Origin of the sequence: Streptomyces gilvosporeus (assembly GCF_002082195.1) — a bacterium.
Taxonomy (GTDB): domain Bacteria; phylum Actinomycetota; class Actinomycetes; order Streptomycetales; family Streptomycetaceae; genus Streptomyces; species Streptomyces gilvosporeus.
The window spans coordinates 1,893,666-1,918,279 of record NZ_CP020569.1; the positions used below are offsets into that span (position 1 = coordinate 1,893,666).

Annotated in this window: 24 protein-coding genes; 9 read left to right on the forward strand and 15 right to left on the reverse strand. The window is 72.3% G+C overall.

Going from position 1 to position 24,614, the window contains the following annotated elements; translation table 11 throughout:
* Positions 1-3: 3 nt before the first annotated feature.
* The 4 genes from B1H19_RS08300 to B1H19_RS08315 form a co-directional block, all read right to left on the reverse strand.
* The gene (locus B1H19_RS08300; RefSeq protein WP_083103976.1) at positions 4-1,011 is read right to left on the reverse strand and encodes a winged helix-turn-helix domain-containing protein; all 1,008 of its coding nucleotides are present in this window, start codon (positions 1,009-1,011) and stop codon (positions 4-6) included.
* 149 nt (positions 1,012-1,160) lie between these two features.
* Positions 1,161-1,637, reverse strand: coding sequence for an NUDIX hydrolase (locus B1H19_RS08305; protein ID WP_083103977.1), 477 nt, complete (start codon positions 1,635-1,637; stop codon positions 1,161-1,163).
* Complete coding sequence (locus B1H19_RS08310; RefSeq protein WP_083103978.1) at positions 1,634-3,175, reverse strand: ATP-dependent DNA ligase; 1,542 nt, start codon at positions 3,173-3,175, stop codon at positions 1,634-1,636. Before B1H19_RS08310 ends, B1H19_RS08305 begins: the two co-directional genes overlap by 4 nt.
* A 76-nt stretch (positions 3,176-3,251) precedes the next feature.
* Complete coding sequence (locus tag B1H19_RS08315; RefSeq protein WP_237289214.1) at positions 3,252-4,274, reverse strand: hypothetical protein; 1,023 nt, start codon at positions 4,272-4,274, stop codon at positions 3,252-3,254.
* A gap of 203 nt (positions 4,275-4,477) precedes the next feature.
* Between B1H19_RS08315 and B1H19_RS08320 the strand changes: the two genes are divergently transcribed.
* Both B1H19_RS08320 and B1H19_RS08325 read left to right on the forward strand, forming a co-directional pair.
* Positions 4,478-4,762 carry a putative quinol monooxygenase gene (locus B1H19_RS08320; protein WP_083103980.1) on the forward strand — a complete coding sequence of 95 codons (285 nt, stop codon included), beginning with the start codon at positions 4,478-4,480 and terminating at the stop codon, positions 4,760-4,762.
* A 47-nt stretch (positions 4,763-4,809) separates the two neighbouring features.
* On the forward strand, positions 4,810-5,481 hold the full coding sequence (locus B1H19_RS08325; protein WP_083109492.1) for a histone deacetylase: 672 nt from the start codon (positions 4,810-4,812) through the stop codon (positions 5,479-5,481).
* Here the strand turns inward: B1H19_RS08325 and B1H19_RS08330 are convergent.
* Complete coding sequence (locus B1H19_RS08330; protein ID WP_335755931.1) at positions 5,378-6,523, reverse strand: HAD-IIA family hydrolase; 1,146 nt, start codon at positions 6,521-6,523, stop codon at positions 5,378-5,380. The two genes, B1H19_RS08325 and B1H19_RS08330, sit on opposite strands and share 104 nt — an antisense overlap.
* Between B1H19_RS08330 and B1H19_RS08335 the strand changes: the two genes are divergently transcribed.
* On the forward strand, positions 6,504-7,811 hold the full coding sequence (locus B1H19_RS08335; RefSeq protein WP_083103982.1) for a phosphoribosyltransferase: 1,308 nt from the start codon (positions 6,504-6,506) through the stop codon (positions 7,809-7,811). The genes B1H19_RS08330 and B1H19_RS08335 overlap by 20 nt on opposite strands.
* Before the next feature lie 155 nt (positions 7,812-7,966).
* Positions 7,967-8,500 carry a hypothetical protein gene (locus B1H19_RS39050; protein ID WP_162500696.1) on the forward strand — a complete coding sequence of 178 codons (534 nt, stop codon included), beginning with the start codon at positions 7,967-7,969 and terminating at the stop codon, positions 8,498-8,500.
* A 103-nt stretch (positions 8,501-8,603) separates the two neighbouring features.
* On the opposite strand, the gene B1H19_RS08340 is transcribed toward B1H19_RS39050, so the two are convergent.
* A complete protein-coding gene (locus B1H19_RS08340; RefSeq protein ID WP_083103983.1) occupies positions 8,604-8,897 on the reverse strand; it encodes a hypothetical protein in 294 nt (97 codons plus the stop codon).
* A gap of 152 nt (positions 8,898-9,049) precedes the next feature.
* Positions 9,050-10,279 carry a cytochrome P450 gene (locus B1H19_RS08345; RefSeq protein ID WP_083103984.1) on the reverse strand — a complete coding sequence of 410 codons (1,230 nt, stop codon included), beginning with the start codon at positions 10,277-10,279 and terminating at the stop codon, positions 9,050-9,052.
* A 395-nt stretch (positions 10,280-10,674) separates the two neighbouring features.
* Here B1H19_RS08345 and B1H19_RS08350 point away from each other — a divergent pair, with 395 nt between their 5' ends.
* Positions 10,675-11,397: a TetR/AcrR family transcriptional regulator gene (locus B1H19_RS08350; RefSeq protein ID WP_083103985.1), complete on the forward strand. Its 723-nt coding sequence runs from the start codon at positions 10,675-10,677 to the stop codon at positions 11,395-11,397.
* A gap of 114 nt (positions 11,398-11,511) precedes the next feature.
* Complete coding sequence (locus B1H19_RS08355; protein WP_272482226.1) at positions 11,512-12,765, forward strand: cytochrome P450 family protein; 1,254 nt, start codon at positions 11,512-11,514, stop codon at positions 12,763-12,765.
* A gap of 105 nt (positions 12,766-12,870) precedes the next feature.
* On the opposite strand, the gene B1H19_RS08360 is transcribed toward B1H19_RS08355, so the two are convergent.
* Entirely contained in the window at positions 12,871-13,704 is an 834-nt protein-coding gene (locus B1H19_RS08360) for an undecaprenyl-diphosphate phosphatase (RefSeq protein WP_083103987.1), read from the reverse strand.
* A gap of 300 nt (positions 13,705-14,004) precedes the next feature.
* On the reverse strand, positions 14,005-15,393 hold the full coding sequence (locus tag B1H19_RS08365) for an aldehyde dehydrogenase family protein (protein ID WP_083103988.1): 1,389 nt from the start codon (positions 15,391-15,393) through the stop codon (positions 14,005-14,007).
* Positions 15,394-15,711: 318 nt separating this feature from the next.
* Here B1H19_RS08365 and B1H19_RS08370 point away from each other — a divergent pair, with 318 nt between their 5' ends.
* From B1H19_RS08370 to B1H19_RS08380, 3 genes are all read left to right on the forward strand, one after another.
* Positions 15,712-16,299 (forward strand): RNA polymerase sigma factor, encoded by a 588-nt coding sequence (locus B1H19_RS08370; RefSeq protein WP_083103989.1) that lies wholly within the window; start codon positions 15,712-15,714, stop codon positions 16,297-16,299.
* Positions 16,296-17,102 (forward strand): MGMT family protein, encoded by an 807-nt coding sequence (locus B1H19_RS08375; RefSeq protein ID WP_237289215.1) that lies wholly within the window; start codon positions 16,296-16,298, stop codon positions 17,100-17,102. The genes B1H19_RS08370 and B1H19_RS08375 overlap by 4 nt, the downstream gene beginning before the upstream one ends.
* Positions 17,103-17,218: 116 nt before the next feature.
* Positions 17,219-17,800, forward strand: coding sequence for a methylated-DNA--[protein]-cysteine S-methyltransferase (locus tag B1H19_RS08380; RefSeq protein ID WP_237289216.1), 582 nt, complete (start codon positions 17,219-17,221; stop codon positions 17,798-17,800).
* Between the two features lie 17 nt (positions 17,801-17,817).
* Here the strand turns inward: B1H19_RS08380 and B1H19_RS08385 are convergent, their stop codons facing one another.
* The 6 genes from B1H19_RS08385 to B1H19_RS08410 all read right to left on the reverse strand — a co-directional run bounded on the left by B1H19_RS08385 (position 17,818) and on the right by B1H19_RS08410 (position 24,297).
* The gene (locus B1H19_RS08385) at positions 17,818-18,468 is read right to left on the reverse strand and encodes a LysE family translocator (RefSeq protein ID WP_159028031.1); all 651 of its coding nucleotides are present in this window, start codon (positions 18,466-18,468) and stop codon (positions 17,818-17,820) included.
* Between the two features lie 52 nt (positions 18,469-18,520).
* The gene (locus tag B1H19_RS08390) at positions 18,521-19,798 is read right to left on the reverse strand and encodes an ATP-grasp domain-containing protein (protein WP_083103991.1); all 1,278 of its coding nucleotides are present in this window, start codon (positions 19,796-19,798) and stop codon (positions 18,521-18,523) included.
* Between the two features lie 111 nt (positions 19,799-19,909).
* Positions 19,910-20,230, reverse strand: a complete 321-nt coding sequence (locus B1H19_RS08395; protein WP_044365428.1) for a Rieske 2Fe-2S domain-containing protein — start codon at positions 20,228-20,230, stop codon at positions 19,910-19,912.
* Positions 20,227-21,654, reverse strand: a complete 1,428-nt coding sequence (locus B1H19_RS08400) for an iron-containing redox enzyme family protein (RefSeq protein WP_083103992.1) — start codon at positions 21,652-21,654, stop codon at positions 20,227-20,229. The genes B1H19_RS08395 and B1H19_RS08400 overlap by 4 nt, the downstream gene beginning before the upstream one ends.
* Positions 21,655-21,734: 80 nt before the next feature.
* Positions 21,735-22,820 (reverse strand): 50S ribosomal protein L11 methyltransferase, encoded by a 1,086-nt coding sequence (locus B1H19_RS08405; protein ID WP_083103993.1) that lies wholly within the window; start codon positions 22,818-22,820, stop codon positions 21,735-21,737.
* Between the two features lie 412 nt (positions 22,821-23,232).
* Positions 23,233-24,297, reverse strand: coding sequence for an IS701 family transposase (locus tag B1H19_RS08410; RefSeq protein WP_435844060.1), 1,065 nt, complete (start codon positions 24,295-24,297; stop codon positions 23,233-23,235).
* Positions 24,298-24,614: the final 317 nt, after the last annotated feature.

Genomic DNA, 24,614 nt, shown 5'->3' on the forward strand with positions numbered 1-24,614 from the left:
GGGTCACGACGCTGTCACGGGCGCCAGTTCGCCGTGCAGCAGCGCCGCGCCCAGCGGTGTGAGGGCATGGACGACGCAGCAGCCGTCGCGGCGGCTGTGGGCCAGACCGGCCTCGCGCAGGGCGCTGACGTGCTCGCTGGCCGAGGGTGCGGAAACCCTCAGCCGGCGGGCCAGTTCGCCCGTGGTGGCCGGCGCGTCGAGGGCGGCGAGCACCCGGGCGCGGGTGCGGCCGAGCAGCGCGGACAGGGCCTGCGGATGGCAGGCACGGGTGGTGGCGGGCGCCCAGTCGGCGGTGTGCTCCACGGGGTAGACCAGGACGGGCGGCAGCTCCGGGTCGGCGAGCGCTATCGGGCGGCGCCAGCAGAAGTGGGAGGGGATCAGCCGCAGTCCGCGTCCGTGCAGCCGCAGATCGCGGTCGCAGGGGTAGTCGACGTACAGCACCGGCGGCTCCCACCGAAGGTGCGGGCGGAAGGAGTTGAGCATGCCGTCGACGCCGCCGCGGCACAGGGCGCGGGTGCGGGCCGCCCGGTCGCGGTCGGCGGTGGCGGCCGCCTGCGTCCAGCCGGGGGCGATCACCGCGCGGTGCACCTCCCGGAAGGCGGCGGCCAGTTCGTCCAGGGGCTGCCGGCTTCCCTTGGCCACCGCTTCGGTCCAGCGCGGCAGCCGGGCCGCGCTCCCGGCCCGGCGCAGCTCCGCGGTCAGCCGGGTCCCGGGCGTCTCGCGCAGGGCCCGCAGCCCCGCCGCCAGGCCGTCGCGTGCGGCATCAGGCGTCAGGAAGTCCGGGAAGTAGCCGGCGCCCGGAGCCAGCGCGTTGATCAGCCGGGCGGGGCGGGTCAGTCGGCGCTCGGCCAGCTCGCCCAGGGCGCGGGCCCGCCAGGCGGCGAACACCGGAACGCCGCCGCCCGGCGCCGTCAGATGATGCAGCGCCAGCACCGTTTCCCACAGCGGATCCGGTCCGGACGCGATCTGTACGCGTGCAATGTCCCGGTCACCGAAATGAATGCGCAACATGCGGCCCCCGCAGCATGCTCACGACCCCGTTCCCAGAGCCCCCCGTCATTCCCCGCCCACAGATTGCCCGGGCCGGTCGGGGGGTGTCCAGCACGAGCCGTGCCCAAAGGGTGGCGTGTGGGGGCGGCGTCGCCACCGTGCCGTCCGGTTCACCCGGCGCTCGTGCCGAGCCGTTCGGCCAGCCGCTCCAGGAACGCCCGCTGCCCCTTCACCAGCCGCTCCGCCGCCTCCTGCGGGGTCCACCACGCCACCCGGTCGATCTCCGGGAAGCGGCGGATCTTTCCCGAGCCCCTGGGCCATTCCATCGCGAAGGTGCCGGGCACCACGCGCCGCGGATCGAGGTCGCCCTCGACGGCCCAGACGGTCACGACCTTGCCGCCCGCCTGGCGGACGTCGCCCAGCGGAAGCCAGGGCCCGCCCGGCGGCTCCAGCCCCAGTTCCTCCCCGAACTCCCGCCGGGCCGCGTCCCGTGCCTCCTCCGGCGGTGCGTACTCGCCCTTGGGCACCGACCAGGCCCCCGCGTCCCAACGGGCCCACAGCGGCCCGCCCATATGCGCCAGCAGCACTTCGAGGCCGCGCGGGCCGCTGCGGTACAGCAGCAGCCCGGCGCTCCGCTTGGCCGTCACGGCCGCCGCCCCTGCGCCAGCACCGTCTCCAGGGTGTCCGCCTCCGCCGCCGTCTTGTCCTCCCGGTAGCGCAGCACCCGGGCGAAGCGCAGGGTGACGCCCGCCGGATAGCGCGTGGACGTCTGGAGTCCGTCGTAGGCGACCTCGACGACCAGCTCCGGCCGTACGGTCACCACGGCGCCGCTGCGTGCCACCGCCAGTTCCTGGAGCCGCTCGGTCTGCCAGGCGAGGGTGGCGTCGGTCAGGCCCTTGAACGTCTTGCCGAGCATGACGAAGCCGCCGTCCGCGCCGCGGGCGCCGAGGTGGAGGTTGGAGAGCCTGCCGGTGCGGCGGCCGTGGCCCCATTCCGCCGCGAGGACCACCAGGTCGAGGGTGTGCACCGGCTTCACCTTGAGCCAGGAGGCGCCGCGGCGGCCCGCGCTGTACGGGGCGTCCAGGGCCTTGACGACCACGCCCTCGTGACCGTCGCGCAGGGTGCGCCTCCAGAAGTCCTCGGCGGCGGCGCGGGCCCCGTCGTCCTCCGGGTCGGCCACCACCTGGCGGCGCACCCGTGCGTCCGCCGGGGCCAGCCGCGCCAGCTGTGCACACCGCTCGGCGCCCGGCAGTTCCAGCAGGTCGCGGTCGTCGAGCGCGAGCAGATCGAAGAAGACGGGCGAGAGCGGCAGCGCGGCCTGCGCGGCGGTGACGTCGACCCGGGAGCCGAAGCGTCCGGCGACCCGCTGGAAGGGCACCGGCCGCCCGTCGTCGTCCAGGGCGATCACCTCGCCGTCCAGGATGAAGCGCGCGGCGGGCAGCGTACGGGCGAGGGCGCCGACTTCGGGGAGGCGGGCGGTGACCTCGTCCAGGGTGCGGGTGTAGATCCGTACGTCGTCGCCGTCGCGGTGGACCTGTACCCGGATGCCGTCCAGTTTCTGCTCGACGGCGCAGGGGCCGAGCCGGTCGATGGCCTCGGCCACCGAGGCGGCGCTGTGCGCGAGCATCGGTCCGACGGGCCGTCCGACCGTGAGCCGGAATCCGGCCAGCGCCGACGGCCCCTCGGCCAGCAGCGCCCGCGCGACGTCCGGCAGCGATCCGGCCAGCATCACGGCCCGCCGTACGTCCGCCGCGGGCACCTGTGTCGCCGCCGCGAGCCCTTCGACGGCCAGGGCGTCCAGCGCCCCCTGGCGCACCTCCCCGGTCAGCAGCCCGAACAGGAACCGCTGCTCCTGCCCGGTGGCCGCGGCCAGCAGCTCCCGCACCCGCCGCCGGCGCTCGCCCTGCGCCCCGGCGCCGGCGACCCGGGCCAGGCCGGTCAGCGCGGCGTCCACCTCGCGCACGGTGAGCGTGGCCCGCTCCGCCGGCGGCACCGGCTCGCGCAGCACGCTCCAGCCGACGCCGATCCGGCCCTGCGGCAGCCGGCCGGCCAGATACGGGATGACGACCGGCACGTCCGGCGGTTCGGCGGCCCGGAACAGCCCGGCCAGCAGCGCGATCTTCCGGTTGCGCGCCGTGGTCGCGGCGACCTCCGCGGAGACCTGGGCGAGATCGGCCAGCAACATACGCTCATCGTGCCCCCGCGGCGCCACCGCCGCGCGCCGGCCCGCCGCGGCCCCTCTCTGTGGACCGCACCACGGCTCACTCGTACATCACATACTCCGGCCGCGGGGTGAGCGCCAGGACCTCCTTCGGGGTCATCAGCCGACCGCCCTCGGCGTCCTCCTCGTAGAACAGCTTGAAGCCGCTGTGCACGCCGTCCGGCAGCCGTGACACGAGCCTGCGCCAGGTGGCCCGCTTCAGGCCCGGTGAGCCGATCCCGTCGACGCTTTTGATCAGCGCCACGCCCGGCTGCGGCCGCAGTGCCGCCTCGTCGCGCAGCACGGAGGGGGCGACCTGATGGAAGACCAGCGGTTTCGTCGGCAGGTCGTGGCGCTCGACCAGCCGGGAGAGCCAGCGGGCGACGGCGGTCAGTTCCTGCCCACTGGTGTGCCCGAACGTCCTGCCGGGTATCTCCCCCGGCCCCATCTCCCATTCGGGATCGAGCGCGATCCCGACATCGGGATGGACCAGCCATCCGCGCAGCGCCTTCACCTCGTCGAGGGATGCCGCCCGGCCCGGCTGGATGTTCAGCAGGAGCAGGGCGCGGCGGGACCGGGCGAGTTGATGAAAGCGGCGGATCGTGGCGGCCGGGGTGCGCGAGCGGTAGCGGCCGTCGGGGCCCGCGGTGGCGTTGGCGACCACCGCCAGCAGTTCCAGTACGGGCAGGGGTTCGCGCCCCGCGGCGTAGGTGTGCGCCACCTTCTCGATCTCGGCGGCGCGGGCGCGGGGATCGCCGATCCCCAGTCGTCCGAGCGCCGCCGCGCCGGGCAGGCCGCAGAATCCTATGAGCCGGTGCCGGGGGAACAACTCCCGTCCACCACGCGGTAGTTCGGGTCGGCGACGGGGCGGCCGGGTGGCCGGGGAGGAAGGGGAGGGAGAGGGGGATACGGACGAGGGCGGGGTCGAGCGGTGCGACGTGGCCAGCCTGCCCGGCTCGGGTGACCTCGCGGGCGGCGGCGCGCCGTTCGCCGCGTCATCGGACCGTGCGGCCGATTCTCCGCACCCCGCGAGGAGCCCGACGCCCGCCGCGGCCCCGGCCGCCAGGACCCCGCGACGGCTCACCCTCCCCTCCCTCCCCTGTTCCGCCCTCGCCGCCGCCTGGTTCGCCCTGTCCACCCTGTCCATGACGCTGTCTCCGTCCGTCGCCGCACCGCCCCGCAACGCCCGTCTCTCCACACCGCACCCCGCAAAACCGCGGAGTGGGCGGAGTTGGCGGAGAATGGTTCCACCTATGAGAAAAATGCGAGCAATGAGGGGAATTCGACGTGATCATCGTGTCCGGTTGGCTTCAGGTCGCACCGAGCCGGCGTGCGGAGTTTCTGTCCGGGTGCCGGGAGGTCGTCGAACAGGCGCGGGCCGCGGACGGCTGCCTGGATTTCGCACTCTCCGCGGATCTGCTGGAGCCGGGCCGTATCAATGTCTATGAGCGGTGGGCCTCGGACGCGCAGCTGACGGCCTTCCGCGGCGCGGGGCCGGATCCCGACCATGCGGCGAAGATCCTCGCCTCCGAGGTGTCGCGCTACCGCGTGTCCGCCGCGGAAGCGGCCTGACCGTGCAGGCGCACCCCCGCGTCTGGTACGCGGCCTACGGCTCCAACATGCATCTCGACCGGCTCACCGCCTATCTTGCGGGCGGCCGGCCCGAGGGCGGACGACGCAGCCATCCCGGCTGCCGGGACCCCCGTCCGCCCGCGCGCTCCCGGCCGGTCATCCTGCCGGGACTGCTCTACTTCGCCACCGAATCCCCGGCGTGGACCGGCGGCCGGGCCTTCTACGACCCGGACGTGGACGCCCAACTCCCCTCCTACGCCCACCTTCTGACGCTCGGCCAGTTCTCCGATATCGCCGCCCAGGAGATGTACCGCACCCCCGGCGAGGACCTCGACCTGACGGAGGTGCTCCGGCGGGGACGGGCGCGGCTGGGCCCCGGCCGCTACGAGACCCTGGTGCACACCGGCGAGGTGGACGGCCGGCCCGTACTGACCTTCACGGCCCCCTGGAGCAGCTCCGACATCCCGCTGAACGCCCCCTCCGCCGCCTACCTCCACCACATCGCGACGGGCATCGTCGCCGCACACGGCTGGAGCGCGCGGCGGGCGGCCGAGTATCTGGCCGGGTGCCCGGGGGCGGCCGGCCGGTGGTCGGTATCGGCCATCGAGACGCTGGTCACCGAGGGCGCGGCCGCCCGTCCGCCGTCGTATCGTCCGCCGTCGCATCGGGAGCACCCGGGAGCCCCAGCAGCTCCGGCAGATCGGCGAAGGAGTCGATGACGTGATCGGGGGTCCCCTCGGCCGCCCGATGCGCCTCGGGCAGATATTTTCCGGTCCGGACGAGCACCCCGGTGATCCCGCAGCGCTGGGCCGCCAGGACATCCGACTCGATGTCGTCGCCCACCATCACCGCCTCCTCCGGCGCCACCCCGAGGTGCGCCAGGGCGGTGGCGAAGAACGTCCCGGCCGGTTTGCCGGTGACCTCCGCCTCGGTGCGGGCGGCCCGCTCCAGGCCCAGGAGGAAGGCCCCGGTGTCGAGGTCGAGCCCCTGCGCCGTACGCCAGTACAGATTGCGGTGCATGGCCACCAGCCGCGCCCCGCCCTGGAGATGGCGGAAGGCCGTATTGAGCGCCGCATAGCCGAATTCGGGCCCCGCGCCGCCGAACACGACCACGTCCACGGTCCCGTCCGCGCCCGTCCCGTCCGCGCGGTCCTCGTCCGCGCCGTCCTCGACGAAGGTCACACCCGCCAGATCGTCGCGCACCTCACCGGAGTTGAGCAGCAGACAGCGCGCGCCGGGGTGGTGCTCGCGCAGATATCCGGCGGTGACGGCGGGTGCGGTCAGGATGTCGTCGGCGTCGATGCCGAAGCCGGCCTCGGTCAGCCGTGCGGCGATGGCAGCGCGGGTGCGCGAGGTGGTGTTGGTGACCAGCGCCAGCGGCAGTCCGGCGGCGCGCAGCCGCGCCATGGCCGCCACGGCGCCGGGCAGCGGCTTCCAGGAGACGGTGAGCACCCCGTCGATATCGATCAGGGCGCCCCGGACGCGCCCCGGGCCCTTGCGTTCCATACGCGTCACCTTCCCTCGCCTCGGTACGCGCCGCACCTCCTCGGCCGCGACTGGCGACAGCCGTCGTCTCCCCGGCTCCGGACGGGCGTCCGCCGTCGTCGCGGACCGGGTACTACGGGCGGTCGACGGGTGGAAACGGTGCGTGCGCCCGACTTGCGAAACCCCCTCGGATGGGGTTGTTTCGAAAGAGGTGTGGACGTGGCTTCTGTCTCCCCTGGGTAGGGGGTGCACGACTGTGCTGTTCACCGATCGCACGGACGCGGGGCACCGTCTTGCCGAAGCGCTCCGCCATCTCGCCGGGGAAGACCCTCTCGTGCTCGGCCTGCCCCGCGGCGGCGTCCCGGTCGCCTACCAGGTGGCCCTGGCCCTCGGCGCCCCCCTCGACGTGATCGTGGTCCGCAAGCTCGGCGTCCCGTACCACCGTGAGCTGGGCTTCGGCGCCATCGGCGAGGGCGGCGTACGGGTGATCAGCGACGACATCGTCCGCCGCGGCCGGATCCGGCAGGCGGACCTCCAGGCCGTCGAGCGCGCCGAGGAGACGGAGCTGGTACGCCAGGCGCGCCGCTTCCGCGCCGGCCGGCAGCGGCTGTCCCTCAAGGGCCGCACCGCCGTCCTGGTGGACGACGGGATCGCCACCGGGTCCACTGCGGCGGCCGCCTGCGAGGTCGTACGGGCGCAGGGCGCGGCCCGGGTGGTGCTGGCCGTGCCGGTCGCGCCACCGGATGCGGCCGCCTGGCTGCGCACCCAGGCCGACGAGGTGGTGTGCCTGTCCACCCCGGCGTCGTTCTCCGCGGTCGGCGAGTGGTACCAGGACTTCTCCCAGACCCCCGACGAGGAGGTCATCGCGCTGCTGACCGAGGCGGCGGCCCGCCCGGTGTCCGACCGGTCGGCTCCGGTCCACGGCTCCGGTATCACCGAGGCGGTGGAGGTGGATGCGTGCGGCGTACGGCTGGCCGGTGACCTCACCCTGCCGGAAGGCGCCGAGGCGGTGGTGATGTTCGCCCATGGCTCGGGCAGCAGCCGGCACAGCCCCCGCAACCGGATGGTGGCCGGGGTGCTGAACCGGGCCGGTCTGGGCACCCTCCTCTTCGACCTGCTCACCCCGCCCGAGGAAGCCGATCGGGCGAATGTCTTCGACATCGAGACGTTGGCCGGGCGGCTGGCCGACGCCACCCGCTGGCTGCACGGCCGGGTGGCCCTCCCGATCGGCTACTTCGGGGCGAGCACCGGCGCCGCGGCCGCACTGCGCGCCGCCGCGGCCGCCGACATCGATATCGGCGCGGTGGTCTCCCGCGGCGGCCGCCCCGACCTCGCCGGGCCGCATCTCGCCGACGTACGGGCGCCCACGCTGCTGATCGTGGGCGGTGCCGACGCCCTGGTCCTCGATCTCAACCGGCAGGCCATGGAGGAGCTGCGCTGCGAGAACCAGCTCGAGGTCGTCCCGCATGCCACCCATCTCTTCGAGGAGCCGGGGGCGCTGGACGCGGTCGCCGATCTGGCGCAGGACTGGTTCACCCGGCATCTCGCCCCGCAGGCGGAATAGGCGCTCCGTACGGCCGTCCGTACGCCCGTCGGCGTCACCCGAGCGGGCGGCGCCGACGCTCTCACACGATCGGCCGAGATCGCGTTTGGGGCCGGGTCGGCGAGGTGATCCCTGGAAGGGCCGGTATGACAATACGACCCTCTAAAGGAGTACATATGCGTCTCCGCAGCACACTTGCCGTCTGCGCGCTGGCCGCCTCCACCGTCCTCGGCGGCGCCACGACCGCCCTCGCCGACAGCGACCACAACCAGGAGGGCCACCGCCCCCACGCGGGCCACCAGCCCACCATCGACCACCGTGTGCAACGCAACTGCCGCATCTACAAAGAGTCCCTCAACGGCAAGGTGACCTACAGCGACAACTGTTCGGACAACGACAACGGGGATGGGCACGGCCGTGGCGATGGCCGCGGCAACGGCGGAGGCGGGGGCGACGGCCGCGGGGCCGGCGGATACGGGCGCGGCGACTGCGGCGGGGGCGGTGACGGCCACGGCAACGGCGGCTACGGCTGCGGCGGCGAGGGTGGCGGCGGGGGCGGGGGCTACGGCGGCGGTAGTGGGGGCTACCGCGGCGACGGCGGGGGCGGCGGCGGTGCAGGCGTCAGCGGCCTCGGCAGTGACGGCGCGCTGGGCAGCGACGGCGCGCTGGGCAGTGACCACACGGGGGGCTACAGCGGCCTGGAGCGGTAGTCCGGCAAAAGCCCGCCGGGCGGCCGCGACGGGGCACCGTGGCCGCCCGGCGCTCGGACGACAGGGCGTCAGGAGAAGGCGGGGGACCGGCGGTCGCAGGCGCTCACTCCTGCCGGAAGAGCTCCCTCATGGACGGCCGGGCCTCCTCGCCGTCCCGCATCGCCTCGACGACCGCCTGGTGGAAGTTGCGGCTCGCCTCTTCCGACTCACAGGGGACGGGGCTGCCGGCCATGGTGAACCAGTCCGTGGCGCCGGTGTACTGCACTGCCACATGGGCCTGACCCTCCGTCCAGGTCGTGTGCACGCTGAGGTCGCCATCGATCACGCCGACCTCTTCGGTGCGCACCACACCGGGCCGTGCGTAGATCCCGATGGTGGTCCAAGATGCCCAGGTCATGACTCTCCCCCTAGGTGGCAGGGGGCACCGGCCGCCGGCAGCCGGTGCGGTGCCTCAAGTCTGACACCGGACGGGCGGGGGCGCAGCGTATCGGCGCGATGATCCGGAACGCGGCGCTCCGCGCGGGGGCGGCCCGCCCGACGCAGATACCGCTACCCACGGTCACCGCGGGGCGTCAGCCGCACAGCCAGCCGCTTGGGTCCCCGGAGGAAGACCCCCGCCTCGGCGGGCGCCGTACCGTCCGCGAAGGCGATGCCGGGGAAGGCGTCCAGCAGCTGGTTCACGCCGACCTCCACCTCGGCCCTGGCCAGCAGCGCGCCCACGCAGAAGTGCCGTCCGAGCCCGAAGGCCACATGGTCGGCGGCGGCGCTGAAGGCGCGGGCCGCCGACACCTCCGTACGGAAGAGATCGAAGGTGTCGGGGCGGTCGTAGCGCCGCTCGTCGCGGTTGGCGGCCCCGATCATGCAGATGAGGGTGGCGCCGGCCGGCACCGTGCCGCCGCTGAGGGTGACGTCCTCGGCGGGCTGCCGCATGATCATCTGGACCGGCGGGGTGTAGCGCAGGGTCTCGACGAAGGCGGCGACGACGAGGCTGCGGTCGGCCCGTACGGCGGCGAGCTGGTCGGGGTGGGCGAGCAGATTGCGGAAGATGCCGGCGAGGACCTTGTCCGTGGTCTCGCCGCCGGCCGAGAGCAGCAGGCTGACGAAGGCGGTGATGTCCTGGTCGTTCATCCGGGTGCCGTCGACCTCGGCGGTGCACAGGGTGGACAGCAGATCGTCCCCGGGTGCGGCGCGCCGTGCCCGGATGATCGGGTGGAGATAGGCGCTCAGCTCCCCGCTGACCCGCAGTCCGGCGGCGGTGATCTCCGGGTCCCGGCCGAGGTTGCCGAAGAAGTCGACGACCGTCTTGTACCAGGCGTGGAAGCGGTCGTGGTCGGCGCGGTCCAGGCCGAGCATGTCCACGATGACGTTGATCGGGAAGCGGGTGGCGAAGGCGGCCACGAGGTCGGTCTCCACCGCATTTCGGAAGTCGTCTATCAGGTCCCGGGCGTTGCGCTCGATCACCGGCAGGAACTTCTCGCGCAGATCCCGCCCCCGGAAGGCGGGCGCCACCAGGGCGCGGCGCACGGCGTGCTCGTGGCCGCTCATTCGGAGCAGGGTCCGGCCACCGTGCACCGGCTCGATCTGCCACTCGTAGTGGTCATTGGTGAACACCGGCTCGCGGAAGGCCCGTTGGACGTCCTCGTAGCGGGAGATCAGATAGCTTCCGGTGGCCGGGTCGTGGAGCAGCGGATAGTACTCCCGCAGGATGCGGTACGCGGAGTAGGGGTCGGCTTCGAATTCCGGGGAGAGGATGTCGGGCGGCTGCGGAATCGTGGTCACGACGCGTCCTCGGCTTCCCTGAACGAGCCCGGGGTCGGGCGGCGGTTCCTTGCGGGGGGGGTGCGGTCGCTCGGGTACGCGGGGGTGGCTGCCGGTGCCCACACATCCGTGCGGCGGCGTCCGACGCTAGGGCAGCGGGCGGGGCCGGTCCAGAGCCTTTCACCACGACCTTTGCCACTCAACTCCCTTGCGCAGCAGGTCAGTTGACCGAACGAAGACTGCTCGCCGAAGGGCGCATTCCCCCGGCGCGCGGGAGCGAATACGGGGCGCGTCCATCGCGGCGAGTGGCCGGAAATCCCCCTGACGGCGGCCGTTCCGCTCCCCTAGCTTTGACCACATGACCAGATCTGACATCTGGTCATGAAGCCGCAGCCGAACGGAAAGAGAAGCAGGTCGTGGCGCAGACACAGCGTGGCGAACGCATCCTGGAGGCCGCCGGCGAGCTGCTGCTCGCCTGGGGCTACCGACGGGTGACCATCGACGAGATCGCCCGCCGGGCCGGGGTCGGCAAGGGCACGGTCTACCTCCACTGGAAGACCAAGGACGCCCTCCTCCTGGCCGTCGTGCTCCGCGCCAAGGCGGGCAGTCTGCACCGCCAGTTGGAGCGGATGCGCGCCGACCCGCTGGAGATCCTGCCGAGCCGGATGATGTGCGGGCTCTATCTCGACCATCTGGACGACCCGGTGCTGCGCGCCCTGCACAGCGACGACTCCGACGTCCTCGGCCGCCTCAACGACACCGCCAAGCAGGAGCTCGCGGAGCTGATGGCGCACGGCGACCGCATCCTGCGCCGCCATCTCGACGTGCTGCGCGGACACGGCCTGCTGCGCGACGACATCGAGGTCGCCCACCAGCACTACGCCATGATGGCGGTGACCGCCGGTTTCTTCATGGCCGAAACGCTCCAGGCCGGTCCCCCGCTCCCGCCGGCGGCCCGCATCGACATCCTCGCCCATACGCTCCGCGGCGTACTGGAGACCCCGGACGACCACGACCCCGCCGCCCCGGACGCCCACCGCGCGCCCGCGGTGGCCGCCGTCGCCCCCGAGATCATCGCGCTCTACGAGCAGTTGGAAGAGCTCAGCTCGGCGGAAATGCGACGGCAGCTGCGGGACTGACACCGACTCCCGACCCGGAGGACACCACTCATGTCCGTATCACCCACCACATCCCCTGCCCCCGACTCGCCCGACACGGGGGCCTCCCCTGCCTCATCTGCCAACCCCCTCGCCGTGCACGTCGGAAAGCACCCCGGCGAGCCGAACGTGATGGAACCGGCCCTGCTCGCCGACCCCGTCAAGGGCTACGGCGCCCTGCGCGAACAGGGCCCCGTCGTTCGCGGCCGCTTCATGGACGATTCGCCCGTGTGGATCGTCTCCCGCTTCGACGACGTCCGCGAGGTCTTACGCGATCAGCGCTTCGTGAACAATCCGGCCGCCTCCCAGGGCGGTGCGGACGACGGTCCGCTGGGCCGGCTGATGGAGACCATGGGACTGCCCGACGAGTTCCGCCCCTATCTGCTCGGGTCGATCCTCAACAACGACGCCCCGGACCACACCCGGCTGCGCCGCCTGGTGTCCCGCGCCTTCACCGCACGCAAGATCACCGATCTGCGCCCGCGGGTGGCACGGATCGCCGACGACCTGCTGGCCGGGCTGCCGGAGCACGCCGAGAACGGCGCCGTCGACCTCATCGAGCACTTCGCCTATCCCCTCCCCATCACCGTCATCTGCGAACTGGTCGGCATTCCGGAGGCGGACCGCCCCCGGTGGCGCGCCTGGGGCGCCGACCTCGTCTCGCTGGAGCCGGGCGCTCTGGCCAGATCGCTCCCGGCGATGGTGGAGCACATCCACGACCTGATCCGGACGCGGCGCGCCTCACTGACCGACGACCTGCTCAGCGAGCTGATACGGACGCATGACGACGACGGCGGCCGGCTCAGCGACGTCGAGATGGTGACCATGGTCCTCACCCTGGTCCTGGCCGGTCACGAGACCACCGCCCACCTCATAGCCAACGGCACCGCCGCCCTGCTCACCCACCCCGACCAGCTGGCCCTGCTGAAGGCGGACCCGGCGCTGCTCCCCCGCGCCGTGCACGAACTGATGCGCTGGTGCGGCCCGGTCCAGATGACCCAGCTGCGCTACGCCGCCGAGGACCTCGACCTCGCCGGGACCCCCGTCCGCAAGGGCGACTCCGTTCTCCTCTCCCTGGTGGCGGCCAACTTCGACCCTCGTCACTACGACGCCCCCGACCGCCTGGACCTCACCCGCCACCCGGCCGGCCACGCCGAGAACCACGTCGGCTTCGGCCACGGCATGCACTACTGCCTGGGCGCCACCCTCGCCCGCCAGGAGACCGAGGTCGCCCTGGGCAGGCTGCTCGCGCACTACCCCGGCGTCTCCCTGGCCGTCCGCCCCGACGACCTCGAACGCGCCCAACTCCCGGGCAACTGGCGCCTGACGGCGCTGCCGCTGCGGCTGTAGCTGCCCCCGGGGCGGCTCATCGTCCATGGCAGTGCCCGCACAAAGACGGGACCGGGCCCGCCCGAAGGCGCGCCCGGTCCCGGTCGTGATCCGGTCAGCGGCCGGTCAGCTGATGATGCCCATGCCCAGCAGCCCGAACAACAGGGCGCCGACGATGATCCGGTAGATCACGAAGGAGTTGAAGGAGTGCTTGGCCACGAACTTCAGCAGCCAGGCGATCGAGGCGTAGGCGACGACGAAGGAGACGACCGTGCCGACGGCGAGCGGGGCGATGGCCGCGCCCGAGCCGATGGCGTCCTTCAGCTCGTAGATACCCGCACCGGTGAGGGCCGGGATGCCCAGGAAGAAGGACAGCCGGGTGGCCGCGACGCGTTCGAGGTCGAGGATGAGGGCGGTGGACATCGTCGCGCCGGAGCGGGAGAAGCCTGGGAAGAGCAGCGCGAGGATCTGCGAGCAGCCGACCCACATGGCGTCCTTGAGGGAGGTGTCGTCCTCGCCTCGCTTGTGGCGGCCCATCTGGTCCGCCGCCCACATCACGCCACTACCGACGATCAGTGATCCGGCCACCACCCACAGGGAGGCGAGCGGGCCCTCGATCAGCGGCTTGGCGGCCAGGCCGACGACGACGATCGGGATGGTGGCGTAGATCACCCACCAGGCGAACTTGTAGTCGTGGTGGTAGCGCTCCTCGCGGTTGCGCAGACCGCGGAACCAGGCGCCCACGATGCGCACGATGTCCTTGCCGAAGTAGACCAGCGCCGCGGCGATGGCGCCGACCTGGATCACGGCCGAGAAGCCGACGACGGCCTTGTCGTCGACGGAGATCCCCATCAGACCTTCGGTGATCTTGAGGTGACCGGTGGAGGAGACAGGGAGGAATTCCGTCACCCCCTCGACGACACCGAGGACGAGGGCTTGGCCGATACTGATCGCGCTCATGGGGTCCACTTCTGGGGAGGGTGCGAGCCGGTGATGCGTGCGGCGATCGTACCGGGACGGCGAAGGTCTACAACACTGTAGACGAAAAATACGGACGGTCGGACCGGGGGCGCCGCCCCGTCCGCTCCCCTCCCGGGCACCCTCCGCGACCGCCCTGAACAGGCCATACTTCCCGCGCGGGGCGACGGCCGGGGCTTTCGGCGCCGCCTGCGCCGTCGCCTTGTTCTGCGCGCCCAGCTCTGTGCTCCGGCTCTCTCCTCTTCGCTCTGCGCTCCGGGCTCTCTCCTCTGTGCTCTGCGCTCAGCCGAGGCGGGCGGACGGGCGCTGGAGGGCCTGGAGGGCCTGGCGGGGCGGCAGGCCCGAGCGAGGGGCGTCGTTCAGGGTGAGGTGCTCGGCGGGGAGGCCGGCGAACTGCGGCAGGAGCTGGGAGAAGCGGAGGCGGGTGAACATGGCGAGGTGGCGGTTGGCGTGCCGGGCCAGCTCCAGGACCTCCGGCCAGGCCGTGTAGCGGACCAGAAGCGCGAGCGGGGCGCGCGGGACGGGGGGAATGGGCGCACCGTCCCAGCGGGACGCGGCCAGCACCACGGGGTGCCAGAGCGCGTCGGGGCGGGGGGCGAGCCGCTGCGGGTGGCCGAGCACGGGGCGGGCCCCGCAGGCACGGGCGGCCTGCGCCCAGGCGGCGCCGCGCTCGGCGTTGATCACCGGGAGCGCGGTGCGGCTGGCGGGGTGGGCCGCGTAGTGAAGAGCGGCCCGGGTGAAGGCGGTCTCGAAGGGCGACCAGGTGCTCTGGTGGACGGCGATGAGCGAGGTGGCCGCGCAGGGCCGGCCGGCCCGGCCGAAGCAGGACGGTACGGCCGCCCGGACGGCCGCCGCGACGGAGGCGTCGTGCCGGACCACCAGCAGGCCCGGAGGCGCCAGGGTTTCGTCCTCCGGGCGAGGGGTGGCCGGACAGCACTGCGGGGCCCGCGCATCGGTGTGCTCGGCCAGCAGGGCGTGCAGGGCCCAGGTTGCGGCCGGGTTCCCCGGCAGCACGAACTGCCAGACGCCGTCCGGGAGTCCGGCGGCACGGGCGTGCTGCGCCATCCGCAGCGCGGCCACCGCGGTCCGGGTGCTCAGCCGGGTGACGACGGCGCTTCCGCACAGCAGGGCGGGCAGGGCGCCCTCCAGGAGGGACATCAGGGGGCGGGCGTCATCGGTGCAGGAGGTCACCACCGCGTGCCCCGGGCCGGACCGTGCGCCGGGGCGGCCGGTCAGGTGCGGCCGGGGCAGCCGGTAGCGGCGCAGATGTGCGCGTGCGGCGGCCTCGCAGGCCGGGAAGTAGCGGTCGGCCGTGTGCAGTTCGGTGATGGCGTCCACGGAGCCGAGACCGCAGCCGTGCACCAGGGCGGGAAACAGTACGGCCTTCTCCGCCCGGAACCGGGCTCGCAGCTCCCGCAGCACGCCGATGCGCCGCGACAACGGAGCGGTGTGCCACAGCTGTTGGGCGGCCCGCCCTCGCTCCACGGCCCGGTGGACGTCGGTGGGCACGGACGCCGGGATGGTGGCGAGCCGCCGCCCGGTGAAGGCGCTGGCCACCGGAGCGCGGTCGTCACCCCCCGAGGCGACCAGGCCGAGCGCCGCGGGGTCGGGGAGGTCCGCACACAGCTGCGCGGGGGGAGGAGGGGCCGAGGGGGTGGAGGAGGAGGTCATGCTGCCTGTTCTGGTCTTTTCCGGCGTGGGCTGATGATGGCGAGGCGGTGTGCACGGAGCCGTGTGCATGGAGCGGTGTGCACGGAGCGGTGTACAGCGGTGTACAGGTGCCATCGGTGTGTTAAGGGCGCCCGGGCCCCGTGGATCACAGCCCGGAGCAGGAATTCACCCGCACGGCCGCCGACCGGACAGGTGAGGGGCCGTTGTCGCAGGTCATCGGCGTGTGTCGGGGTGGGTGCCCCGCCCATCCCGGCCCAGGAGACATCCGCTCCGCACGCCCGTGCAACCATCCCGAGCCGGTCGGTGTTTTTCTCAGTGATGGACGAGACAGCCGAGCCACTCTGCGAACGCATGGCGGCGGATCTGGACGACGGTTTCACCGAACTGGTCCGGGTCCACGCCTCAGCGGTCCATGCCTTCTTGCTCCGCATGACGGGAAACGCCGCGGAGGCGGACGACTTGGGCCAGGAGACATTCCTGCGTGCCTATACGGCGCTGAAGGAGTACTCCGCGCAGCGGCGCCGTGCGCTGCGTCCCCGTGCGTGGCTGATGACGATCGCCGCGAACGTGTGGCGCAACCATGTGCGCACCTGCGTACGCAGACCCGTCGCCACCGTTCCCGTGGAGGAATCCTGCGAGAGCTGGCCGGCCGAGGAGCCGGGTCCGCAGGACCATGCGGACACGGTCGCCGACCGGGCGCTGCTGGTCGCGGCGCTCGCTCGATTACCCGAGCGGGCGCGGGTGGCGGTGGTGCTGCGGCATGTGGTCGGGATGAGCTACGCCGAGGTGGCCGCGGTGCAGGGGTGCCCGGTCGGTACGGTCAAGGCTCAGGTCTCGAGAGGGCTGAGCGTCCTGCGTGAAGTGCTGGAACCAGAAGTCGCGTTGCTGAGGGAGGTGACGATGTGAACCGAGGTGGGGAATGGACCCCGCAGCCGGAGAGCGGCGTGGAGGCCGCCCTGGCGGGGCTGATGGGTCCCGCTCCGGGGGACTTCGCGGCGCGGGTGCTGCACCGGGTGGGCATCCCGCGGGACCGCTACGACCTGTATCTGCATCTCGACGCGCCCGCCGGCGGACTGTACGTCGCGTACGGGGCGGACGCCGTGACCGGAGCCGCGCTGGGCACGGCCCTGTCCGGTCCCCAGGCGTTCGAGGAGGCGCACCGCGCTCGTACGGGACGGAGCGCGATACCGACGACCAAGCCCCTGCCGGGGCTGCGCACCGCGCTGCGCACCGGGCGGGCCAGAGGTCTGGCGATCGATCTGCCGGAGCTCACCGAAGCCGAGCGGTCCGTGCTCGATGCCGTACGCACCATTCCGCGGGGGCAGTTGAGGCCGCTGGCCTGGGTCGCACGGGAGGCCGCGCTGCCCGACAGTGCCGCCGTCACGGCCGCGCTGGTGGCCAATCCGGTGCCGTTGCTGATCCCCTGTCACCGGGTCACTTTTGACGACGGCGGACCGTGTGATCTGCGGTACGGACCGATAGCGGGCGAGGCGCTGCGCCGTGCGGAAGGGATGGACGAAGCGCTGGTGGGGCTGTCGCGGGCGGGGACGGTGTTCCTGGGCAGCGACACCACCCGGATCTACTGCCATCCGACCTGTGCCCATGCACGGCGGATCACCCCGGTGCACCAGGTGCCGTTCCGTTCGGCGCGGGATGCACAGGCGGCGGGATACCGCGCCTGCAAGAGCTGCCGCCCGATAGCGGCGTAAGGCGCACGGCGGCGTGAGCTCCGCCGAAGAGTAAGCGAGGCCGACCGCGGCGTGAGGTCCCTGGCGCCGGGCGGACAGCAGCGGTGTGCCAGGAGCCGCGGATTCGAGGGACCGCCATGTCACCCAGCCAGGAGGAGTACGTCATGCATGCCCTGAGCCGCAGCGCACCGCGCGAGGCGGTGGGCTCCGTGGTCGTCGCGGAGCATCACACCCCCATCGGTCGTCTGGCGCTCGCAGCCACCGACGAAGCCCTGCTCTACTGCGGATTCTTCCCGCCGGAGACCGTGCAGCAGCGGCTCGCGGCGGGCGGGCGGGAGTGTCGGGACGAGGTCGGGGCCGGCCCCGACCAGCTGGCGGTGATGGCGCAGGCGCAAGAGCAGCTCGATGACTTCCTTGCGGGCAGACGGCGTTCGTTCACCGTGCCGCTGGATCCGAGTCTGGCCACGCCGTTCAGCAAGGAAGTGGTGCTGGCTGTGGCGGAGCATGTGCCGTACGGCGGGACGGCCACGTACGGGGAGCTGGCCGCCGCGGTGCACCGCCCCGGGTCCGCCCGCGCGGTCGGCAAGGCCCTGGGGGCGAATCCGCTGTGTGTGATGCTGCCGTGCCACCGCGTGCTGGGCGCGTCGGGCCGGCCGATGGGATACGCGGGCGGCCTGCGGGCCAAGCGCTTCCTGCTCGACCTGGAATGCCGGAGCTGAGCGGGCGATGCGGCCGCTCATCCGCCCAGCCCCAGGCGTACGGCGAAACCGATGAACACCGTTCCGACCACCGCCTCGACCACCCGCGCCGCGCCGGCCCCGGCGTCGGGCCGGCGCGCGGTCACCCAGCGGCGCAGCAGATGGACGGCGCCGCTCAACAGGGCCAACCACAACGCCGCCAGCGACAGATGGACGGCGGCCAGCACCGCCATGGTGCGCGCCGGGGGCTCCCCGGGCGGCACGAACTGCGGCAGGAACGCCAGCAGAAACAACCCGACCTTGGGGTTGGCGCCGGTGCACAACAGTCCTTGCAGCCAGCAGCGGCGCAGGGACACCGGGGGCGGCCGGCCGGAGGCGGGGCCCGGGGCGTCCGGTGACCGGTGGCCGCGCAGGGCGGACCGCAGGGCCCGCAGTCCCCACAGCAGCATGAGGGCCGCGCCGCCCCAGCGGACGGCGGTGAAGAGCCCGGGACGACCGGCCAGCACCAGAGAGACACCGCTGATGGCGAGCGTCGCATGGGCGGCACCGGCCGTCAGCATGCCGGCCGCGGCGGCATACGCCGGAGCGCGCCGTCCGGTGCGCAGCACGAGCTGGGTGACCAGCGCCGCGTCCGGTCCCGGAGTGGTGATCACCAGAAGGGAGCTGCCCAGGAACCACCCGCTGATCACGGACGGCCCCGGCGGCTCGGTGCCGGGGCGGCGGCCGGTGCGAGCGCGGGCATCATGCCGCGTCCGTCTCCGGATCCACGGTCAGCAGCGATTCGATCCGCCGGATCTCGGCATGATCGGCGTCGAGCTGCGCCGGGTCCTGGTGGGCGAGGACGACGAAGCCGAGGGACAGCGTGCCCAGCAGATCCTTAGTCGGGGCGATCCGGTCGCCGGTGCGCACGGCCACGGCCGAGACATGATGGCTCTTCACCTCCCTTATGGCATCGAGGACTTCGGCATTGCGGACCACTCCGGCCGACCGGCTGATCAGGAAGACGACGCGGACCGGGCGGCGCAGCTCGTAGCCCGAGGGCAGGGGTGTGCGGCCGGTGAAGTACGCCACCGCCCGGTCGACCTGACTGTCGCCGGTCGCGGTGCGGCAGAAGCGGGGATGGCCACCGCCGTGGGGACGGGCGTTGACCTCGATCAGCCGCGGCCCGTCGGCGGTCCTCATCACCTCGACGTGCGCGGCGCCCCAGCGGAAGCCGACCGCATCCAGCACACGCCGGGTGTAGTGGAGGAGTTCGGGCACCTCGGGGCGGTCCTCGGGGACCCAGTCCATGGACTCGTACACCGCCATCTGCCCGCCACTGTCGATCTTGCGGTAGCGGCACACATCGGTGACGGTGTGCCGGCCGTCGTGGGTGAAGACGTCGATGACGTACTCGGTGCCGGTGGCGTACTCCTGGACCAGCATCTGGTCGTTGCGGATCCGCCACTGGTTGAGCCGGCCGAGCTGGGCCTCGAATTCCTCCCGCCAGCCGAGTCCGCCGGCGATCCGGGTCACCCCGTCGGTGCTGGCGCTCTTGGGCGGTTTGACCACCAGATCGTGGCCGGTCAGTCCCTCCTTCTCCAGCCAGGCGGTGACCTCGTCGGGGTCGTCGGTGCACAGCTGGCGGATCACCGGCAGCCCGACCGCGGAAACCGCCTGTGCCATCGCGTACTTGTGGCGCCGGGCCGCCGCCAGGTGGGGGACGTTCGCCACCTCGGGCACCACCCGCGCCGCCAGCCGGTCGGCGAGTTCCACACCGATCTCGGCGCCGGGCAGCACACAGCGCGGCCCGAGCGCCCGCAGCCGTGCCACCAGCGCGTCCTCGTCCCCGTCCCAGGTCAGGACCGCATCGAAATCCTCGGGACGGAAGGAGCCGGCATAGGCGGGCGGGATCTGCGGATACGACACGACCGCCACCACCGGCACGCCCGCGGCGCGGAAGGCCGGTGCGTACAGGCCACCGGAGGAGAACGGATCGACGATGACGGCGGGGCCGCCGCCGGAGGGATGCGAAGACACGGCTGTTCCTTGTCCGCTCGGTGGGGGCTTCGGGGGTCTGGGGATCGGACGGGCGCCGGGTGCCTCGCGGCCGCGGCCGGGACCGCCCGGGGTCCCGGCCGCACCGCGCGGTCAGCCCGCCAGGTCCGCCGACAGCGGCCGGTGCCCGGTGCAGACCTCCGCGTCGGGCAGGCCGGGGAAGACCGCGGTGACGGTGTCGCCGCTGCGTACGGCGGGGATCTCCTGCCGCAGCCGGGTCAGCGACGTCTTGCGCTCGTGCCAGGGGCACACCAGGCGGTTTCCCTCGGGGGCCAGTTCGGCCAGGTGCAGGGGACCGCCGCGGTGCGGGCAGCGGGCCCGCATCACAAAGGAGCCCTCGTCCGTCCGCGCATACACATACGGCTCGCCGGCGATCACCGCGCAGTTGTTGCGGCCGGCGACGGAGAACGTCACGACATGCACTTCTTGTAGTCCCCCACCGAGTGGATCTGGTAGACGCACTCCTCGGACTCGATGATCGCGCCGTGCAGCCGGTTGCGCTGGATGACGGTGCCCTCGCCGGCTTCGAGGATCTGGTGCGAGTCGAAACCGGAGACGAACTTCATGGTCCCGGAGACGATGTGGCACAGCTCGTCGCCGTCGTGGCAGTGGGTGTTGGACAGTTCGCCGTACGGCTCGACGATATCGGCGACGGGCGCGGTGACGCGGCCGCTGGAGAGGGCGTCCCACACGGGTGCGTGGAGCTTCTTGTACTCCGGCCCGTTGTCCATCCAGGCGATCTGGGTGGCGAAGTCCTCGTCGGCGATCTCCTGGATGCGGCGGTACTCCTCGATGCCGCGGACGATCTCCGGGATGATCTGCTCGCCGTGCTCGGCGACGAGCGGGCGGATCAGCTTCTCCAGGGCCATCCGCCCGTGGTGCTGGTCGATGTGGACGTGCTCGGTGAAGTACTGGGTGTCGGCGCGGTCGCCGAAGACGTCCTTGAGCAGGGCGGTGGCCCGGCGGCAGAAGTCGACCAGGGTGGCCTCGGTGTAGTAGAGCGCGCCCACGTACCGGAAGAACAGTTCGTGGTTCTTGCCCAGGTAGTGGAAGTAGTTGTTCATCAGCAGGCTGCTGTTGAGGTAGTACTGCCAGTACCGGTGGACATCGGTTTCGAGCCCGGCCGACTCCAGGGTGCGCTCGAAGAGCCGGCTGTGCTTGGTGTCGTGGACGCCATAGCCGTACTCATCGATGATGATCTTGAACCACTCGGACTGGGGGGCGCCGTAGTAGCCGAGGACGTTGCGGATCATCGGCGAGGCTTCGGAGAGGAAGTCCGGGATGAACTGGATCAGCCACATCCGGGCGGCGCGCTCGCGGTCGGTGGAGTTGCTGATGGCCTTCTCGGAGAGGGAAGGACCGGCCGCCTCATGGGCGTTGAGCGACTCCAGGTAGGTCTCCAGGCTGTCGGCCGTCCAGGCCCCGGAGGTCTCGATCTCGTCGTCCAGGAAACCGAAGGCGTAGCGCTCCAGCGCGGGCCGGATCATCTCGCCGAGCACGCGGTTGGTCGGGCTGTAGAAGCGCTTGAAGTCCTCCCACCTGCCCTCGCCCTTGAGGCCGTTCTTCGGCAGGAAGACGAGGTCGGCCTCGTAGATGCTGGTCAGCAGGCGCTGGACGGCCAGGCTCGAGTAGTCGAGTATCTCGTCGCGGCCGGGCACCCGGTCGAGGTCGAGATGCCGCAGCACCTGGGGGCGCAGCTGGCGCCGGTAGGGGTTGTCGCTGTTCTGCCACTCCTCGTTGTCGAGGTAGAGGGGGTTGCTGGCATAGCGGACGACCGCGTCGCGCAGTTCCTGGCCGTGCAGCGCGAACGGTTCGTAGGGGAACGGAGCGTGGCTCATCGGATCGGGTCGGCCTTCCTGTGAGGTGCGTATGAATGCCTGTGTCAGGCGTGGGTTGCTCAGCTGTCAGCCGTGGTGGCTCAGCGTGCGAAGAGGCTGTGGTCCGTCCAGTGCAGCTCGACGTCCAGCCGCTCGCCGGGGCTGACCGGGAGGGGTTTGTCGAACGGGATCAGCGCCTGCATCCAGTGGGATCCGACGTTGTCGGGCGAGTTGCGCAGGACGACCCCGGAGCCGAGGTCGAGTTCGAACCAGGCGACCAGCGCGGTGGCCGGTCCCGCGGCGGTGACGGGCACCGGGACGACCCGGCTGCCGGCCTCCAGCGGGTCCGTGAGCAGATCGAAGTCGAGCAGTTCGACGGGGCCGGAGAGTACCTCGTGCGGCCAGGTGTGCAGCCGGACGGGGAAGTGCCCGCGGGTGGACGCCATGTTCATCAGCGAGACATCGAACCCGCCGGCGTTGTCCACCCGGTTGAGGCCGTCGGCCACCTCGCTGTGGATGAGCTGGCCGAGGACCCGCGCGGCACCCGGGATCAGCACGCCGCCGGGGGCGAGCAGCTGACTGCGGGCGTGGCGCATGGTGGGCAGCAGCCCTTCGCCGATCAGTCCGCAGTCGACGATCTCGGAGATCAGGACGTCGACCGGGCGCTCCAGATCCCTGCCCATCTCCAGGTGCGTGGAGCGCTTGTTGACGACGGTGATGACGTCGGACATCCCGTGCTCGGCGATGATCTGCCGGGCGATCTCGGCGAGCAGCGGGTTCTCCTCGCAGGTGATGACCCGTCCGGCGCCGGCACGGGCGGCGGCCATGGCCAGCAGGCCGGTGCCGGTGCCGATGTCCAGGACATGGGCGCCGGCCGGGATGCGGCGTTCGAGCGCCACGATGAGGGCGTCATTGCGCTCGGTGTCGTTGAGCATCGCGAAGTGCCAGCGCGGAATCGTGCGGGAGGCGATCTCGGCGAAGGCCGCGGAGTGCGGGGACAGGCTCTCGCGGGGCCGGGCCATGGCGTCGACCGTGGCGGTCACCAGCCGGCTGAGCTCCTGCGCCTGGGTCTGGAGCGAGGCGAGTGCGAGGCGCAGCCCGGGGGACGTATCGAGACCGAGCGCGGCGAATTCCTCGTCCCGGAATTCGGTATTCCCGTTGGTAAGGGAGTTGACGGAAATGCTCATGGCAGTGTGTGCACGCTCCTCCGGAATGCTTTCCGAATTGACGGCCGCTGGGTGTGATGTGCCCATGAGGGCGAAGCGGGTCGTTCTCATCCTCAGGACACCATCCGCCGCAGCCACCCGGCAAGGAACCTTTCGGAGTGCGTTCCTACTGCGGTACTTGGAGATTTCCCGAAGGGCGGCCGCGGTGATTTTTCTCGATTTCCGGCAGGCTGCGAGAGAACCAGGCCGGGAAGGAACCAGGTGATGAGGGAGGCAGGTTACGGGTGAACTACCAGGAGTTCACCGCCCGCTCATACCCAATGAGTGCGGGCGCCGCCGCAAAAGAAATATCGGCCCGCCGGATTCCGGGCGGACGGCAGCCCGGCACGGCGCCCGTGAGGCGTCGAACCGGGCTGCCGGCAGGCCGGTGCGCTCAGCCGGCCCGGTCCAGGGCGACCGTATGGGCGGCCAGGGCAAGGAGGGAGAGAGTGGTGTGCCGGTACCAGGCCGTCCAGGTGCGGATCTCGTGCCGGTCGAGACCGGTGTGCATCCGGGCCGCCTCCAGGTGCCGCCGCGCATTGCAGCAGGCCCCGGCGGCGGCCACCATCGCCTGGCCGGTGGTGCCCCGAGGGGCGTGCACCAGATAGCAGTCGGTCCGTCGGCCGTCAGGCCAGCGGTGCAGCAGCAGGGTGCGGGTGAAGCCGTCGCGCAGTGGTGCCGCGGAGCCCCAGTGCGAGGTGGCGGGCACGGTCAGCCGGGCCCAGGCACCCGGTATGGGACCGGGATGGGTCGGCACTTCGGGGGACGGCCACCAGCGCTGCCGGGGAACGGCGGCCGCAGCCGAGGCGGCACCGAGCCGTCGGGCCGGTACGGCGAACGCATAGCCGATGCCGCGTTCCTCCAGCCAGCGGCGCAGCGCCTCATCCTGGCCGTAGTCCTGGCCGCCGCACACCCAACCGAAGGGAACGGACGCGTGCGTGGCGCGTTCGATCATCATCCGGGCCAGCTCGGCCTTGGTCCGGTAGGCCAGGCGCTCCTCGGGGACACCGGCCTTGAGGCAGCGTTGCGGATCGTCGGTCCAGGTCTCCGGCAGCAGCAGTTCACGATCCATCAGGGCATGGCCGTGCGGGGAGATATAGGCGGTCAGCACGGCGGTCTGGCAGTTCTCGACGCGGCGGGTGACCTCGGTGTACTGGCGGGCCGCGGCGACGGTCTTGGCGCCTTTCTTCAGGGTGTCGCTCTGCCCGAGGACGAGCATCGCCTCGGGGTGGCCCAGGTGTTCGGAGAGATAGCCGCGGACGGTGTCCTGGACGGCGTCGGCGTCCCAGCGCGCCCGGGTGAGCAGACGCTGCATCCGCCAGGGGGACGCGTCGCCGACCCGCTGAGCGAGCTGCCAGGTGGTGCTCCGTCCGCCGTCGGCGAGCAGGCCCAGGGCGTACTGCACGGCCTGGGCGCGCGGTTCGGGGCGGGCGAAGAGCGGGCCGATCCGCTCGCCCAGTTCGGCGAGGACCGCGGTGAGCAGGCCGTCATCGGCTTGGGCGATACGGTCGGCGTCGTCGGTGCGGTCGGTGCGGTCGGCGCGCTGTCCGGCGGTGGGCACCGACCAGCCGGTGTCCGTCGGCAGCGGGACGGCGGCCGTCCCGGCCGGTCCTGAGGATGCCGTGGACGCCGGGGATGCCGGAGTGGCGACGGCTTCCGGGGTGGGTGTGCCGCTCGGTAAGGCGAGTTCCGTCGGTCTGGTAGCGCACTGGGTAACGATCACTAGAGCTCCTCCGTCGAGCACACGGCAACGGGGCCGCGTACCTGCTCTGGCGC